This is a genomic window from Kitasatospora sp. NPDC101108, assembly GCF_055584725.1.
The window spans coordinates 42,068-58,215 of record NZ_JBVJLM010000025.1; the positions used below are offsets into that span (position 1 = coordinate 42,068).

Genomic DNA, 16,148 nt, shown 5'->3' on the forward strand with positions numbered 1-16,148 from the left:
CTGGAGTTGCTGAGCGAGAAGGCTGAGACAGGTATTCGCTGAAACGGGCATGCACTGAAACGGGCATGCGCTGAAACAGGTGTGCGCTGAGCAGGTGTGCACTCAGACACAAGGGTGCTGTGGGCGCTGAGACAGGTGAGCAGGGACAGCCAGCAAAAAAGGCCGACCGGGACGACATGCGTCCCGGTCGGCCTCAAGCCCGACGGCTGAACGAGCAGCTGCGTCAGCGAATGTTGTCCACGTCGACCAGGTCGACCCGGACGTTGCGACCGCCGAGGGCGCCGACCACGGTGCGCAGTGCGCGCGCCGTGCGGCCACCCCGGCCGATCACCTTGCCGAGGTCATCGGGGTGCACCCGCACCTCGATGGTGTTGCCCCGACGCAGGTTGCGCGAGCGCACCTGCACCTCGTCGGGGTGCTCGACGATGCCCTTCACCAGATGGTCGAGGGCGTCCTCGATCACGATCAGGCCTCGGCGGCGGCGTCGGCCTCAGCCTCGGCCTTGTCCGACTTCTTGGCCTTCGGGGTGATGGCGACACCGGTGGTGGCGTCCTCGAAGCCGGCGACGGCCTTCGCGAACAGGTGCGAGAAGTCCTCGACCTTGGGCTCGGCGACCTTCAGCGGCTCCGGAGCCGGCAGGCCCTTGAACTTCTGCCAGTCGCCGGTCAGCTTGAGGATGGCGAGCACCGGCTCGGTCGGCTGGGCGCCGACGGACAGCCAGTACTGGGCGCGGTCGCTGTCGACCTCGATCTTCGAGGGGTTGTAGGTCGGCTGGTAGATGCCGATCTCCTCGATCGCGCGACCGTCACGCTTGGTGCGGGCGTCGGCGACGACGATGCGGTAGTGCGGGGAGCGAATCTTGCCGAGACGCTTCAGCTTGATCTTGACTGCCACGGGAGTGGATTCTCCTGGTGTTGACGTGGGTGAGCAGCCTCGCCGTCCGCGTGGGGTTGCGGGGCAGGCTGTTCAAGGGACACGCCAGCCGTAGGAGAGAGGGGTCCTGCCCGGCTGCCGAGTACTCAGCTGTCCATTCTGCCATACCGGCGCGGACGCTCTTCACTCGACCGCCACGGGGAACCACGGCGCAGGGCGCGGGGAAGCCCCGAGGCGGGGCGGCAACGCGGCGCGCGCCGTTCAGGGCACGACCGGGAGCCCCCGCTCCCGGTCAGCCCACAGACTCACCCGTGTCACCGATGTCACCGATGTCACCGTCCAGGCCACCGCGTCGACACCCCGGTCACCGGCGCCACCGCCAGGTCACCGGTGTCAACGCCGCCGGCGCCGATCACCCCGGCCGCACCGACTGCCCGCACAGTCGTCGACCGGTCCCGGCCCCGGATTACGCGATCTTGAACGGCTGCTGGCACGCCCCGCAGACGATGGACGCCTGCGCGAGCACCGACGGCACGACCCGGACGTTGCGTCCGCAGCCGCAGACCGCCTTGACCCGGACGCCGCCCCCGGAGGAGCCGTGCCGGGCGGCCGGCCCGCGGAAGGCGCGGTTCGTGCCGTCGCCGGTCACCGCTTCCTGGTGCGCGCCCAGGGCGCGGTCCAGGCGCTCGATGGTCTCGGCGTAGCGCTCCTGCGTCTCCTTGAGCATGGTCACCTGGGAGAAGCCGCTGCTGGCGTGCGGCTCGACCGGGTGCGCCAGGCCCAGCTCGGAGGCGAGCATCAGGAAGCGCCGGTTGTGGTAGCGGCCGGCCCGCGAGGTGTCCCGGATGTCCCGGGCCGCGGCCAGACCATGGGCAGCCTCGTGGAGGAGCCGCTCGAAACCGAGCCGCGTGCCACAGGCCGAGGAGGACTCGCCGATCAGCGCCTCGGGCGAGGCGAGGTCGGGGAGGTCCTGGTGGTAGGCCTGGATGTCACTCCAGGCGGCGGCCAGTTCGGCCGCGAGGACGAGGGGCTGTGTCGTGCTCACGCTAGACCAACGATGCAGGGCGAGCCGATGTTCCGCATGTTCCCGTTCTCCGGGAATTCCCAGGGAACTCCCAGGAATGCGCGACTGTGCGCGAATTGCGCGTTCCGGATCTGACGCAAGACAACCCCCTGCCGGTTTCGGCCCGTCGCAGCGTCGGCGGGCCTCGTGAATTCCGTCCGGGAGCGGGCTGTCGCTCCCTGGACGTACGGCCCGTGGACCCGCCGAAGTTGACAGGGCCACGAGCCGTACACGGTACCGCTATTCCGTTAATACCGGCAGTTGACCGGCCAGTAGGGATGTCCGCTTCCCGGACTCGTCCGGCAGAGTTACCGGATTCTTACCCAACCGCATTCCGGGCAAATGTCGCCGGTAGCTGTCATTGCCCGCCGACGACCGACAAGGCGGCCGACATCAGTACGCACGCGCGACGATCGCGATATTGCCGTCCTGGTCGTCCGCCTGCGGCACGGAGCCGTCGGCAGCGACGATGCAGCGCACCGTGACGCCCTGCTCGGCCAGCTTGGCCTCGCCCTCGGCGCCGAGGTCGGCCCAGGAGATCCGGCCCCAGCCGGTCGCGGCGGCCTCGACGGCCTCGTCCAGGGTCTTGACATCGACGGTGCGGGCCTCGCGGCGCTCGCGGGACTGGCGCAGCAGCAGCGCCTGGTCCTCCTCCAGGATGCCCGGCAGCAGCGCGGCCAGGGCGTCGATGGAGACCGGCTCCTTGCCGCCCGGGATGCGGCGGGCGAGCATCGCGGTGCCGTTCTCCAGGTCGCGCGGGCCGACCTCGATGCGCAGCGGAACGCCCTTGAGCTCCCAGTCGACGGCGCGGCGGCCGAACGGGGTGTCGGTGCGGTCGTCGACCACGACGCGGACGCCGGCGGCCTCCAGCTGGGCACCGATCTCGCGGACCTTGGCGATGACCGCGTCGTCGCCCTTGATGGCCAGCACCACGGCCTGGACCGCGGCCAGGCGCGGGGGCACCCGCAGGCCGTTGTCGTCGCCGTGGGACATGATCAGGCCGCCGACCATGCGGGTGGAGACGCCCCAGGAGGTCTGCCAGACGTGCTCGCGCTCGGCGCCCTGCAGCTGGTAGGTGGTGTTGAACGCCTTGGCGAAGTTCTGGCCCAGCTCGTGGCTGGTGCCCATCTGCAGCGCCTTGCCGTCGCCCATCATGCCCTCCAGGGTGAGGGTGTTGATGGCGCCGGCGAAACGCTCCTTGGCGGTCTTGCGGCCGAGCACGACGTCGATGCCGAGCACGTTGGTCATGAAGTCGCCGTAGACCTGCGTGTGGATCATCGACGCGTAGTCGCGGGCGTCCTCGTAGGTGGCGTGGGCGGTGTGGCCCTCCTGCCAGAGGAACTCGGTGGTGCGCAGGAAGACACGCGGGCGCAGCTCCCAACGGACCACGTTGGCCCACTGGTTGATCAGCAGGGGCAGGTCGCGGTGGCTCTGCACCCACTTCGAGAAGTACTCGTTGATGATCGTCTCGGAGGTGGGCCGGACGACGACCGGCTCCTCCAGCTGCTTGCCGCCACCGTGGGTGACGACCGCGAGCTCGGGGGCGAAGCCCTCGACGTGCTCGGCCTCCTTGGTCAGGTAGGACTGCGGGATGAACATCGGGAAGTAGGCGTTCTGGGCGCCCGCCTTCTTGATGCGCGCGTCCATCTCCTGCTGCATCCGCTCCCACAGGCCGTAGCCGTACGGTCGGATGACCATGGTGCCGCGCACCGGACCGTTGTCGGCAAGCTCGGCCTTGTTGATGAGGTCCTGGTACCAGCGCGGGAAGTCTTCCGCCTGAGGGGTGAGAACGGGTGCCTTAGCCATGGGCGGAATGGTACGGGGAGCGACGCCCTCACTTCGAATCGCCATCACACCTGCGGGAAGGGAGGGACGGCCGCGGCAGTCCCTCCGCCGCCCGCAGGGGGCGCACGACCGCGACGCGCGCGCACCACCCTGCACCCCTCTGGACGCCGGGCCCGACCCGCTGTTGGCTGGAGTGGGGCGGGACTTTGGGGGAGCCGTAGCAGCACACACCGAAGGACCGGATGGGAGGCCGCGATGGCTTCAGCTCGGACGACCGGCACGACCGCACGACCAGCGGACGCACGACCGACGGGCGCACGACCGCACCACCCGCAGCAGGGGCCCGCCGGGCCCGCGCGGGCGCGCGACTGGGCGGAGATCCAGGAACGCATGCTGGTGCCGCTCTACGAGGCGGTGTACGACCGCCTGGAGGTCGGCCCGGCGAGCAGCGTGCTGGGCCTGGGCTGCCGGTCCGGACTGGCCCTGCTGCTCGCCGCCGGGCGGGGCGCCCAGGTCTCCGGGCAGGAGCCGCGGGAGGACCTCCGCGAGCTGGCCCGGGGGCGTCGGCTGCGGGTGTGCGCGGGTGCCCGGCCGACCGCTGCCGTCCCCCGCTCGGCCCATTCGCTGGTGACGGTTTTCGACCAGCTGCCCGGGGCCGCCGATCCGGGCCGGGTGGTCGCCGAAGCCGCCCGGCTCACCCTCCCGGGAGGACACGTGGTGCTCGCCGCGTGGGGCCCGCAGGAGCGCTGCGAGAGCGCTCCGGTGCTGGACGCGGCCCGCCGGATGGCGGGGCGGACCACCGCGCGGGACCCGTTCGAGCTGAGCGCGCCGGGCGCACTGGAGGACCTCCTCGCCCCGGTCGGCCTGCGTCCGGCCGGGAGCGGGCGGGTCAGTTGCCCGTTCGCCTATCCGGACCTCGACAGCGCGGTGCGCGGCCTGCTCTCCACCGGGCTGTTCGAGGCGGCCGAGGAGTTCTCCGGCGCCCCGCTGGTGGCCAAGGAGCTGGAGGAGGCGCTGCAGCCGTACCTGCGCCCGGACGGCTCGGTCCGGATGGAGAACGTGTTCCGCTACCTGGTCGCCGAGCGACCGCGCTGAAGACGGCGACGTACGAGGACGGCGACCCACGAGGACGGCAGCATACGAAGACAGCGACGAACGACGCCGCACGGAGCCGAGCACACCGAGCCGAGCGCGCCGAGCCGGGGAGACAGAACCGGACACCCGAAACCGGGGGCGCCCGCCACCACGGCGAGCGCCCCTGGCCGCATGCTTCATGCCCCGCGCTTCACGCCCCGCGCTTCATGCCCCGCGCTTCACGCCCCCGACCGCCACACCCGGTGCCTCACGCCTTGGCGTCGGACGCCCCCCGCGGCACCCCCGCCGCCCGGTAGGCCGCCTCCTCGTCCAGCGTCTCCGCCTCCAGCAACGCCGCCGCCAGCGCGTCCAGCCGGTGCCGCTGCTCGGTCAGGATCCGCACCGCGTCCTCGTAGCACTCGGCGACGATCCGCCGGGCCTCCTCGTCCACCGCGTCCAGCGTGGTCGGCGCCGCCGAGAGCCCGTACGCGCCCTGCGCGTCCGAGGGCACCGCGGTGAGCCGGCCGACCCGCTCGCTCATCCCCCAGCGCCCGGCCATCCCGCGGGCGATGTTGGTGACCTGCTCCAGGTCGCTCTCCGCGCCGGTGGTGATCACCCCGTAGACCACCTGCTCGGCCGCCATCCCGCCCAGCGCGCCGATGATCCGGCCGCGCAGGTAGGGCTCGGTGTACGAGTAGCGGTCGTTCTCCGGGGTGGAGAGGGTGACGCCGAGGGCGCGGCCGCGCGGCACGATGGTGATCTTGCGGACCGGGTCCGCGCCCGGCTGGAGCATGCCCAGCAGCGCGTGGCCGCTCTCGTGGTACGCCGTCCGCTCGCGCTCCTCCTGCGGCATCACCAGCGGCCGCACGGCGCCGAGTTGGACCTTCTCCAGGGCGTCCGAGAGGTCCCGTTCGTTGACCGCCTCCTGCTCCCGCTTGACGGCCAGCAGGGCGGCCTCGTTGACCAGGTTGGCGAGTTCGGCGCCGGTCATCCCGGGGGTGACCTTGGCCAGCTGCTGGAGGTCGGCGTCGCCGGCCAGCGGGACGGTCCGGGTGTGGATGCGCAGGATGGCCGCGCGGCCCTCCCGGTCCGGCGGGCTGACGGTGATCCGGCGGTCGAAGCGGCCGGGGCGCAGCAGCGCCGGGTCGAGCACGTCGGCCCGGTTGGTCGCGGCGATCACGATGACGCCCTCGGACCCGGTGAAGCCGTCCATCTCGGTGAGGATCTGGTTGAGCGTCTGCTCGCGCTCGTCGTGCCCGCCCATGCCGCCGCCGGCACCGCGCTGGCGGCCGATGGTGTCGATCTCGTCGATGAAGATGATCGCCGGGGCGACCTTGCGGGCCTCGGCGAACAGTTCGCGCACCCGGCTGGCGCCGACGCCGACGATCATCTCGATGAACTCGGAGGCGGAGGCGGAGAAGAACGGCACGTCCGCCTCGCCGGCCACGGCACGGGCCAGCAGGGTCTTGCCCGTCCCCGGCGGGCCGCTGAGCAGGACCCCGCGCGGCATCTTGGCGCCGAGCCTGCGGTACCGCTCGGGGTTCTTCAAGTAGTCGACCACCTCGGTGAGTTCGGCCTCGACCTCGTCGATGCCGGCCACGTCGGCGAAGGTGGTGCGCTTGCCCTGCTCGGCGGTGACCGGCTTGGGCGGGGCCTTGCGGCCGAGCGGTCCCGCGCCCAGGCCGCCGGACATCCGGCGGGCGAGCAGCACCCAGATGAAGACCAGCAGCAGCATCGGGGCGAGCGAGAGCAGCAGGTTGGTGAGGAAGCTGCGCTGCTGGACCGGCGAGGTCGCGGTGACCTCGACGCCCTGCTGCTGCAGGGTGGTCCACAGGTTGTCGCCCGCGAAGGAGGGGCGCTGGGTGTCGAACTCCGTGTAGTCGCCCTTGCCACCGTCGGGCTTGGGCTGGGCGCTCTTGAGGGTGCCCTCGATCGCGTCGCCCTTGGCGTAGATCTTGGTGATGTTGCCCTTGTTCAGCTGGTTGTTGAACTCGGTGTAGGAGATCGTGGTGGCGCCCTCGTTGCCGAAGAACGACAGCAGCAGGTCGGAGATCAGGAACACCACGAGTGCGGTGAGGATGAGGGCCGTCCAGCCGCCGGGCATCCGGCGGCGGGGCGGCGGCGGGGGCGGGGCGCCCTCGGACCGCCAGGGCTGGTCGGGCGTCTGACGCGGCGGCACGGGTTCGGTCACCCACCGGACGATACGGACAGGCGCTCGGGCGGGCCAACCGCAACGCCGCGCCGAACCGGCCGTACGGCCGCACCGAGGCCCCCCGACCAGCGGATATGCCGCACCGGCAGCTGTCGGACCGCGCCGCCAGGCCACCCCTCCGCGATCAGCCGGCGCCGCCAGGCCACCCCTCCGCGATCAGCCAGCCCCGCAGCGACCGGCCACCCTTCGGAGGCCAACCCCGCACCGCCCGGCCGCCCCTCGCCGATCAGGCCGCCGCGCCCGGCCACTCCTCGGCCGTCAGCGCGAACCGCTCGTGGTCCCGCCAGTCCCCCTGCAGGAACAGCATCCGCGGGGTGAAGCCCTCGTGGCGGAAGCCCAGCCGCTTGGCCATCGCGATCGAGCGCTCGTTCTCCGGCTGCACGTTGATCTCCAGCCGGTGCAGGCCCAGCCCGCCGGCCGACTGGGGGGCGAAGCAGCGGTCCAGGACCAGCCGCAGGCCCTCGGACATCCGCCCGGTGCCGGCGTACGGCAGGTAGGAGTCGTAGCCCAGCGTGGCGTTGCAGAACCGGCCCATCACGATGTTGGCGACGTTCACCTTGCCGACCAGCCCGCCGGTGTCCCGGTCGAAGATCAGGAATGTGCGCAGGCCCGCGCCCTGGCGGCTCAGCAGTTCCGGCAGCCCGTCCGGCTCGACCGGGTTCCACCGCCCGATGTGCTCGGCGGACCGACGGACCGCCTCCGCGTACAGAACCTCGTCCTCGGCCCTCGGGGCCCTGATCATCACTCGCATGCCGACATCATCGGACACGGCGGCGCTCCCGGACACGGCCCCCGCCTCGGACACAGGATCGGCCCGTCGCCCGGAACCACCGGACGACGGGCCGATCAGGACCAGCCGAGGACTACAGCATGTCCTTGAACTCCTTGGGCAGCTCGAAGTCGGCCGGGCCCTTGCCCGCGCCGAGACCGAAGGCGCCGCCGTCGGCCGGACCCTGGCCGCCGCCCGGGCCGAGCGCGCGGCGCTCGGCGGCCGCGGCCTCCTCCTGCGCGCGCTTCAGCGGGTTGCCGCTCTTGCGCTTGCCCTTGGCCTGCGGGGCCTTCTTGGCGGACTTCTTCGCGCCGCCGCCCATGCCCGGGATCCCCGGCATGCCGGGCATGCCCTTGCCGGAGGCCATCGCGGACATCATCTTGCGGGCGTCGAAGAACCGCTCGACCAGGTTCTTGACCTCGCCGACCTGGACGCCCGAACCCTTGGCGATGCGGGCCCGGCGGGAGCCGTTGATCAGCTCCGGCTCGGCGCGCTCGGCCGGGGTCATCGACTTGATGATCGCGCCGACCCGGTTGACGTCCTTGTCGTCGATGTTGTTGATCTGCTCGCGGATCTGGCCCATGCCGGGCAGCATGCCGAGCAGCTTGGAGATCGAGCCCATCTTCTGGACCTGCTCCAGCTGCGACAGGAAGTCGTCCAGGGTGAACGCCTTCGGGCCGCCCCGCAGCTTGGCGGCGATCTTCTCGGCCTCGGCCTGCGAGAAGGTCTGCTCGGCCTTCTCGATCAGCGAGAGGACGTCACCCATGCCCAGGATGCGCGAGGCCATCCGGTCCGGGTGGAAGGCGTCGAAGTCGTCGACCTTCTCGCCGTTGGAGGCGAACATGATCTGCCGGCCGGTGACGTGCGCGACCGACAAGGCGGCACCACCGCGGGCGTCGCCGTCGAGCTTGGAGAGCACCACGCCGGTGAAGTCGACGCCGTCGAGGAAGGCCTGCGCGGTGGTGACCGCGTCCTGGCCGATCATCGCGTCGACGACGAACAGGACCTCGTCCGGGTTGACCGCGGCGCGGATGTCCGCGGCCTGCTGCATCAGCTCGGCGTCGATGCCCAGACGGCCGGCGGTGTCGACGATGACGACGTCGTACTGCTTCTGCTTGGCGTACTCGATCGAGTCCTTGGCGACCTGCACCGGGTCGCCGACGCCGTTGCCCGGCTGCGGGCCGTAGAAGGCCACGCCGGCCCGCTCGGCCATCACCTGGAGCTGGTTGACGGCGTTGGGGCGCTGGAGGTCACAGGCGACCAGCAGCGGGGTGTGCTTCTGCTTCTGCAGCCAGTGGCCGAGCTTGCCCGCCAGGGTGGTCTTACCGGCACCCTGCAGACCGGCGAGCATGATGACCGTCGGGCCGCTCTTGGCGAACCGCACACGGCGGGTCTCGCCGCCGAGGATCGCGATGAGCTCCTCGTTGACGATCTTGATGATCTGCTGCGCCGGGTTCAGCGCGCCGGAGACCTCGGCGCCGAGCGCCCGCTCCTTGACCTGCTTGATGAAGGCCCGGACGACCGGCAGCGCGACGTCCGCCTCCAGCAGCGCGATGCGGATCTCGCGGGCGGTGGCGTCGATGTCCGCCTCGCTCAGGCGGCCCTTGCCCCGGAGGTTCTTGAACGTCGCTGCGAGGCGATCGGAAAGGGTGTCGAACACGTCGGCGCGGGTCCTCTGCGGCATCGGTATCGGTACGGTCGTCGTCCCCCAGGGTATCCGGCCACCCCGGGTACGGTCTCCACCCCCGTGCAGAAGGCCCCGGACCGGGCCCCGGACCGGCCCCGGACCGGCCCCGGGACCGAACCCGGAGCAGCCCGGGTACGGCCCCCGCGCCACCCCTCAGGCCAGCGCCGCCCGGACCGCCGCCGCCACCTCCCCCGCCCGCCCGGCGGTGAGCGGACGGCCCGCCGGATCGGTCAGGTAGAAGGAGTCGACGGCCTCCGCGCCCAGTGTGGACACGTGGGCGGTGCGCACCCGGACGCCCGCCCCGTCCAGCGCCCGCCCGATCCGGTGCAGCAGCCCGGGGGCGTCGTGCGCGCGGACCTCCAGCACCGTCGCGGTGGCCGAGGCCACCGCGGGCGCCACCGCGACCAGCGGCGGCGGGGTGGGGATGCCCTTGCGGCGCGGGGCGGCCGCGTCCCGCTCGGCGAGCCGGCGGGAGACGTCCAGCGAGCCGTCCAGCGCCCGGCGCAGGTCAGCGCGCAGCCGGGCCGCCTCCGGCAGCTCGCCGAACTCCGCCGCCACCCGCCAGGACAGCAGCAGCACCGGGCCGGAGCCGACCGGGTCCAGCTCGCGCAGGCCCGCCGAGCGGACGGTCAGCCGGTGCAGCGCCAGTACGCCGGCCACCGTCCCGAGCAGTCCGGGACGGTCCGGGACGGCGAGGGTCAGTTCGACACCCATCGGCCCGTTGCCCGGGTCCGTGCCCTCGGCCCGGGCCAGCAGGGACAGCGCCGGGCCGCCGGTGCGGGCGGCCTCGACCGCGAGCCGCTCCTGCTCGGCGCTCGGACGGGCCCAGGGCGCGGCCTCCCCCGCTGCGGCCCCTCCCCCGGCCAGCTGCGCGGCGGCCCGGGCCACCAAACCGTCCACCAGCGAGGCCCGCCAGCCGCTCCACGCCGCCGGGCCGGTGGCCAGCGCGTCCGCCTCGGTGAGCGCGTGCAGCAGTTCCAGCTCCGGCAGGGTGCCGACCGCCTTGGTGATCGTTTCGACGGTGGCCGGGTCGTCCGGGTCGCGCCGGGTCGCGGTGTCGACCAGGGTCAGGTGGTGGCGGACCAGCACGGCCAGGGTCTCGGTGTCCTCGGCGGGGAAGCCCATCCGGGCGGCCAGGTCGCGGACGATGACCTCGCCGGCCTCGCTGTGGTCGCCGGGCCAGCCCTTGCCGATGTCGTGCAGCAGCGCGGCGACCAGCAGCAGGTCCGGCCGGGCCACCCGGCGGGTCATCGCGGCGGCCCGGACGGCCGTCTCCACCAGGTGCCGGTCCACCGTCCAGCGGTGCACCGCGTTGCGCTGCGGACGGCAGCGCACCCGCTCCCAGTCCGGCAGCAGCCTGGTCACCAGCCCCTCGGCTTCCAGCGCCTCCCACACCGGGACGGCCGCCTCCCCGGCGCCCAGCAGGGTGACCAGCTGCTCGCGCGCCTCGTCCGGCCAGGGCACCGGCAGCGGCCGGCACTCGGCGGCCAGCCTGCGCACCGTCGCGTAGGAGACGGTCAGCCCGTTCTGCGCGGCGGCGGCCGCGGCCCGCAGCGGCAGCACCGGGTCGGTGGCCGGGCGGGCGCCCTGGGCGAGCACCGCCTCGCCGTCCTGCTCCACCACGCCCTCGGCGAGCGGGCGGCGCTCGACGGCGCCCCGCGCCACCGCGCCGGTGCCGCGCCCGGCGCCGGTGAACGGGAAGCCCAGCCGACCGGTCCGGCGGCCCCGGCCGGAGCGGGCGGCGAGCACCCGGTCCACCGCCCGCCAGGTGACGTCGCTCGCGTAGGCGACGGTCCGGGCGGCTTCGTAGACCTGGCGCAGCAGGGTGTCGGCGTCCAGCACGCCGAGCCGCTCGGCGACCTGGTCCTGGTCCTGGAGGCTGAGCCGGTCGGTGGCGCGGCCGGTGACCAGGTGCAGCGCGTCGCGGACGTCGGCGAGCCGCAGCGCGGCGGCGGCCAGGCCGTCCCGGGGCGCGTCGGCGAGCCAGGTCGCGGCGACGGCGTCGAGCGCGACCAGATCGCGCAGGCCGCCGCGGGCCTCCTTCAGGTCGGGCTCCAGCAGGAAGGACAGCTCGCCGTGCCGCTCGGCCCGCTCCCGGCCCAGTTCGCGCAGCTCGGGCAGGCGCGCGGGGGCGTTCGCGCGCCAGTCGGTGAACACCGCGGAGCGCAGCGAGGCGGTGAGCGCCCCGTCCCCGGCGAGGTGGCGGGCGTCCAGCAGGCCGAGCTGGGCCTTGAGGTCGGCGGCGGCCACCGCCCGGGCCTCGGCGGGGGTGCGTACCGAGTGGTCGAGCTTGGCGCCCGCGTCCCAGACCGGGTACCAGATCCGCTCGGGCAGGTCGGCGGCGATCGGGCCGTCGTGCAGCAGCAGCACGTCGAGGTCGCTGCGCGGGGACAGCTCGCCCCGGCCGTAGCCGCCGACGGCGACCAGCGCGACGCCGGACGGCGGGGCGCCGGCCGCGGCGAGCAGCCCGGCCAGCCAGTCGTCGGTGAGCCGGGCCAGCGCGGCGCGGCGCGGGCGGCCGGTCAGCCCGGGCCGCTCCAGCAGCTCGGTCCGGGCCGCGGCGTGGGCCGGGGGGTCCGAAGGGTCGGGGGCGCCGGAGGAGGGGCCGGTCTCGATGGTCATGCGCGGGGTCCCGTCCGTGGTGCGGGTTGGTCCTGGACGCCCGTACGGCCGCGGCGGCGGCCGGGGCGCCGGTACGCCGACCGGCGGACCCGCGCCCCGGGGAGGGGCGGGTCCGCCGGACCGCTCAGTGGGTCACAGGGCGTCGGGTCCGCGTTCGCCGGTGCGGACCCGGACGGCGGTGTCGACCGGGATGCTCCACACCTTGCCGTCGCCGATCTTCCCGGTCCGGGCGGCCTTCACCAGGACGTCGATCAGGTCGTCGGCGTCCTCGTCCTCGACCAGGACCTCGATCCGGATCTTCGGGACCAGGTCCACGGTGTACTCGGCGCCCCGGTAGACCTCGGTGTGGCCGCGCTGGCGGCCGTAGCCGCTGGCCTCGGTGACGGTCAGGCCGTGGACCCCGAAGGCCTGCAGGGCGGCCTTCACCTCGTCCAGGCGGTACGGCTTGATCACGGCGGTGATGAGCTTCATCGGGCGTCGACCTCGGTCTTCTCGGCAGTCTTCTCGGCGGACTTCTCAACGGACTTCCCGGCGGGCTCGCCCGCGGCCTTCGCAGCCGGCTTCCCGCCGGGCGCGGAGCCGAGGCCCGAGGACGGGAGCGCCCGGGCCAGGCCCGCACCGACGGCGCTGAAATCGTAGGCGGACTCGGCGTGTTCGGCCTGGTCGATGCCGGCCACCTCGACCTCCTCGGTGACCCGGAAGCCGACCAGCTTGTCGACCGCCTTGGCCAGTAGCCAGGACAGCACGAAGGAGTACGCCGCGACGGCCGCCACGCCCAGCGCCTGCTTGCCGAGCTGGCCCAGGCCGCCGCCGTAGAACAGACCCTTGGCGGTCTGGCCGACCCCGCCGGTGGCGAACAGGCCGATCAGCAGCGAACCGACCGCCCCGCCCACCGCGTGCACGCCCACCACGTCGAGCGAGTCGTCGAAGCCCCAGCGGTACTTGAGCGAGACGGCGGCGGCGCAGACCGCGCCCGCGATCAGACCGATCGCCACCGCGCCGAGCGGGCTCACCGAACCACAGGCCGGGGTGATCGCGACCAGCCCGGCCACCGCGCCGGAGGCGGCGCCCAGCGTGGTGAACGCGCCGTGCTTGAGCTTCTCGAAGACCAGCCAGCCGACCAGCGCAGCACCGGTGGCGACCTGGGTGTTCACCATCGCCATCGCGGCGACGCCGTTGGCGGCCAGCGCCGAGCCCGCGTTGAAGCCGAACCAGCCGAACCAGAGCAGCCCGGAGCCGAGCATCACCAGCGGCAGGCTGTGCGGGCGCATCGGGTCCTTCTTGAAGCCGACCCGCTTGCCCAGCACCAGGCAGAGCGCGAGGCCCGCCACACCGGCGTTGATGTGCACGGCCGTGCCGCCGGCGAAGTCGATCACGCCGTTCCTGTCGCCCAGCCAGCCGCCGTTGCCGTTGTCGACGAAGAACACCCAGTGCGCGACCGGGAAGTAGACGACCGTCACCCAGAGCGCGATGAACAGCCCCCAGGCCGCGAACTTGGCCCGGTCCGCGACGGCGCCGCTGATCAGCGCCGGGGTGATGATCGCGAACATCAACTGGAAGACCGCGAACGCCGTCACCGGGATCGACCCGGACAGCTCGTTCAGCCCGATGCCGCGCATCCCGAGGAAGTCCAGGTTGCCGATGAGTCCGGCGAACGCGTCGGGCCCGAAGCTGAGCGAGTAGCCGTAGAGGACCCAGAGCACGCTGACGATGCCGAGCGAGAGAAAGCTCATCGCCAGCATGTTCAGAGTGCTCTTGGCCCTGACCATGCCCCCGTAGAAGAAGGCCAGGCCCGGGGTCATCACCATGACCAGGGCCGCACTGATGAGCACGAAGGCGGTGTCGCCCGCGCTGAAGCCGTCCGGCATCGGCGTCTCCTCTGCGTGAAAGCCGCTCCACCCCCGGGTACCTGTCCCGTGCCAACCCGGGGTGTCGGCGATGAACAGGAGAGTGCCGAAGGCTGGTTTCGGCCAGTGCGGCCGGTTGTTTCACGGCCGTGACGCGTGCGACGCGCGGGTTACGGGCACGTGAACCGCGGCCCCGCCACTGGGCCGGATGGGTTACCGTGCCGCCGCACCGCACGGTCCGTCGCCGAAAAGGCCACCGACCGTGACGGCGGCGGCCGTCACGGTCGGTGGAGTCCCCGCCGGGGGTCGCTCAGACCACCGAAACGAACTCCGGAATGTCCTGGACCACTCGCTCCTTGAGCCGGCTCACCGCGTCCACGCCCAGGAACCGGGCGGACGCCGCCTCCGTGGTCTTGCGGACCCGCGAGTTCAGCCGCTCCGAGCGCACCTTGGTCGCGATGTCCACCGCCTGCTCGGCGTACCGGACGGCCTCCTCGGCCTCCTTCTGCAGCAGGTGCACGCTGGCCATGCCGATCAGGTTGAAGGCGTACGAGCGCACGTGGTCCTCGTCCTGGCGGAACAGGTCGACCGCGCGCTCCATCACCGGCGCCGACAGCGAGGCGTACAGCTGGGCGTTGTCCGAGTGGTACGCCAGGTCGCGGTACGAGTGGGCGTTCTCGGCGTTCAGCTCGGCCGGCGAGAAGAACTTCAGCCAGTCCGGGTCGCCGTCCCCCTCGCGGATGTCGGTGAAGGTGTCCTCGGCCAGCCGGATCGCCCGGGCGCAGCGGTTGACCTCGCCGATGGTGGCGTAGGCGCGCGCCTCCATCGCGTACAGCAGGGACTGCTGGCGCGGGGTGGCGGTGTCGCGGCTGCCGTACTGGGCCAGGTGGATCAGTTCCAGGGCGTCCTCGCCCCGGTTGAGGTGGATCATCTGGCGGCTCATGTCGGTGAGGATCAGCGCGCCGAACGGGCGGTCGCCGGCCTCCTTGGCCGCGTGCAGGGCCAGCACGTAGTACTTCTGCGCGCTGGGGTGCATCCCGACGTCGTAGGACATCCAGCCGGCCAGGTGGGCGAGCTCGGCGGTGAGCCGGAACAGCCGCTTGGTGGTGTCCTCGTTGTACGTCTCCTGGAGCAGGTCGGTGACCTCGTGGAGCTGGCCGACCACGGCCTTGCGGCGCAGCCCGCCGCCGTTCTGGGCGTCCCACTGGCGGAACATGACCGTGGTCTGCTCCAGCAGTTCCAGCTCGGGCTCGGAGAGCCGGCCGGTGAACGCCTCGCCGCCGTTGGCCGCGGTGAGGATCGGGGTGGGCACGCCGGTCGGGCCGGGGGTGAGCCAGCGCTGCATCGGCTCGATCAGCGCGGCGCCGGCGGTCAGCGCGAGCGAGGTGCCGAGGAAGCCCCGGCGGTTGAGCATCAGGTCGCTGCGGGAGTAGTCGCTGATCAGCTGGACGGTCTGCGGTCCGCTCCACGGCAGGTCCACGCCGCCGCCGACGGTGGAGACCGGGATCGCGGCGCGCAGGCCGAGGTCCTCGATGGAGACCACCGAGCCGAAGCGTTCCGAGAACAGCTCCGACATGATCTTGGGGATCGGCTCCCGGGGCTGCTCGCCGTCGAGCCAGCGGCGCACCCGGGAGGTGTCGGTGGACACGTGGTGGGCGCCGATCTGCCGGGCCCGCCGGTTGACCTGGCGGGCCAACTCGCCCTTGGACCATCCGCTGCGGGCGAACCACGTGGTCAGCTTCTCGTTGGGTTGCTTCTCTGCCATGGGAACGTCCCCATCCCGCCCGGCCCCCTGCGGGGCCCCCGATCGTGACCGCCCGACGGTTGCGGGCTCTTGCCAGACGTGCCGTGCCTGAGGCGTTGCGCACCGCCTCGTCGTACTGTTGTGCCATCGTCGTGGACGGTGCGTCAGATCCCCAACTCCCGTTCCCCGACGGCCCGGAGCAGGAACTCGGCGACGTCCGTGTGCTGAACGTAGTGCCCCCGGAGCCACCCGTGGGAGCGGCCCTGGCGAAACGCCACCTTTCGCCACCCCCAGGAGTGAACCGAAGCATGGGGGCACACGCTTCACTAGGTAGTCGCGACGGTCCGGCATATGCGGGCCGCCAAGTCCCCCGGCCAACCCCGGAAGACCCGGCAGACCCCGCAACCGACCGCAGTCACAAGCGATTTCGCCGTCCACTCGGGACGGCATCCGCCTCACGCACCCGACGATC

At 72.7% G+C, this 16,148-nt stretch carries 12 protein-coding genes; 1 reads left to right on the forward strand and 11 read right to left on the reverse strand.

All coding sequences use genetic code 11. The annotated features are described in order from the left end of the window. Positions 1-223 precede the first annotated feature (223 nt). From ACZ6Z8_RS33735 to proS, 4 genes are all read right to left on the reverse strand, one after another. Entirely contained in the window at positions 224-463 is a 240-nt protein-coding gene (locus ACZ6Z8_RS33735) for an RNA-binding protein (RefSeq protein WP_030056773.1), read from the reverse strand. 2 nt (positions 464-465) lie between these two features. After that, positions 466-894, reverse strand: a complete 429-nt coding sequence (gene rpsP / locus ACZ6Z8_RS33740) for a 30S ribosomal protein S16 (protein WP_196946892.1) — start codon at positions 892-894, stop codon at positions 466-468. 445 nt (positions 895-1,339) lie between these two features. Further along, complete coding sequence (locus tag ACZ6Z8_RS33745) at positions 1,340-1,918, reverse strand: hypothetical protein (RefSeq protein ID WP_402827933.1); 579 nt, start codon at positions 1,916-1,918, stop codon at positions 1,340-1,342. A gap of 411 nt (positions 1,919-2,329) precedes the next feature. After that, a complete protein-coding gene (gene proS / locus ACZ6Z8_RS33750) occupies positions 2,330-3,742 on the reverse strand; it encodes a proline--tRNA ligase (protein WP_402827936.1) in 1,413 nt (470 codons plus the stop codon). Between the two features lie 369 nt (positions 3,743-4,111). Between proS and ACZ6Z8_RS33755 the strand changes: the two genes are divergently transcribed. Further along, positions 4,112-4,816, forward strand: a complete 705-nt coding sequence (locus ACZ6Z8_RS33755; protein ID WP_465613844.1) for a class I SAM-dependent methyltransferase — start codon at positions 4,112-4,114, stop codon at positions 4,814-4,816. A gap of 247 nt (positions 4,817-5,063) precedes the next feature. On the opposite strand, the gene ftsH is transcribed toward ACZ6Z8_RS33755, so the two are convergent. From ftsH to nsdA, 7 genes are all read right to left on the reverse strand, one after another. Continuing rightward, positions 5,064-6,986: an ATP-dependent zinc metalloprotease FtsH gene (gene ftsH / locus ACZ6Z8_RS33760; protein WP_465613845.1), complete on the reverse strand. Its 1,923-nt coding sequence runs from the start codon at positions 6,984-6,986 to the stop codon at positions 5,064-5,066. A 247-nt stretch (positions 6,987-7,233) separates the two neighbouring features. After that, positions 7,234-7,758 (reverse strand): GNAT family N-acetyltransferase, encoded by a 525-nt coding sequence (locus ACZ6Z8_RS33765; RefSeq protein WP_465613846.1) that lies wholly within the window; start codon positions 7,756-7,758, stop codon positions 7,234-7,236. A gap of 112 nt (positions 7,759-7,870) precedes the next feature. Next, complete coding sequence (gene ffh, locus ACZ6Z8_RS33770; protein ID WP_465613880.1) at positions 7,871-9,436, reverse strand: signal recognition particle protein; 1,566 nt, start codon at positions 9,434-9,436, stop codon at positions 7,871-7,873. 180 nt (positions 9,437-9,616) lie between these two features. Then, entirely contained in the window at positions 9,617-12,085 is a 2,469-nt protein-coding gene (locus ACZ6Z8_RS33775) for a [protein-PII] uridylyltransferase (RefSeq protein ID WP_465613847.1), read from the reverse strand. A gap of 132 nt (positions 12,086-12,217) precedes the next feature. Next, positions 12,218-12,556 (reverse strand): P-II family nitrogen regulator, encoded by a 339-nt coding sequence (locus ACZ6Z8_RS33780; RefSeq protein ID WP_270143771.1) that lies wholly within the window; start codon positions 12,554-12,556, stop codon positions 12,218-12,220. After that, the gene (locus ACZ6Z8_RS33785) at positions 12,553-13,953 is read right to left on the reverse strand and encodes an ammonium transporter (protein ID WP_465613848.1); all 1,401 of its coding nucleotides are present in this window, start codon (positions 13,951-13,953) and stop codon (positions 12,553-12,555) included. The genes ACZ6Z8_RS33780 and ACZ6Z8_RS33785 overlap by 4 nt, the downstream gene beginning before the upstream one ends. 289 nt (positions 13,954-14,242) lie before the next feature. Continuing rightward, positions 14,243-15,697: a transcriptional repressor NsdA gene (gene nsdA / locus ACZ6Z8_RS33790; protein WP_465613849.1), complete on the reverse strand. Its 1,455-nt coding sequence runs from the start codon at positions 15,695-15,697 to the stop codon at positions 14,243-14,245. Between the last annotated feature and the right edge of the window lie 451 nt (positions 15,698-16,148).

Bases quoted from the DNA above. Each gene is read 5' to 3' on its own strand.
- proS (WP_402827936.1), bottom strand. From the start codon at position 3,742: ATGGCTAAGGCACCCGTTCTCACCCCTCAGGCGGAAGACTTCCCGCGC.
- ACZ6Z8_RS33755 (WP_465613844.1), top strand. From the start codon at position 4,112: ATGCTGGTGCCGCTCTACGAGGCGGTGTACGACCGCCTGGAGGTCGGC.
- ACZ6Z8_RS33765 (WP_465613846.1), bottom strand. From the start codon at position 7,758: ATGCGAGTGATGATCAGGGCCCCGAGGGCCGAGGACGAGGTTCTGTAC.
- ACZ6Z8_RS33775 (WP_465613847.1), bottom strand. From the start codon at position 12,085: ATGACCATCGAGACCGGCCCCTCCTCCGGCGCCCCCGACCCTTCGGAC.
- ACZ6Z8_RS33780 (WP_270143771.1), bottom strand. From the start codon at position 12,556: ATGAAGCTCATCACCGCCGTGATCAAGCCGTACCGCCTGGACGAGGTG.
- ACZ6Z8_RS33785 (WP_465613848.1), bottom strand. From the start codon at position 13,953: ATGCCGGACGGCTTCAGCGCGGGCGACACCGCCTTCGTGCTCATCAGT.
- nsdA (WP_465613849.1), bottom strand. From the start codon at position 15,697: ATGGCAGAGAAGCAACCCAACGAGAAGCTGACCACGTGGTTCGCCCGC.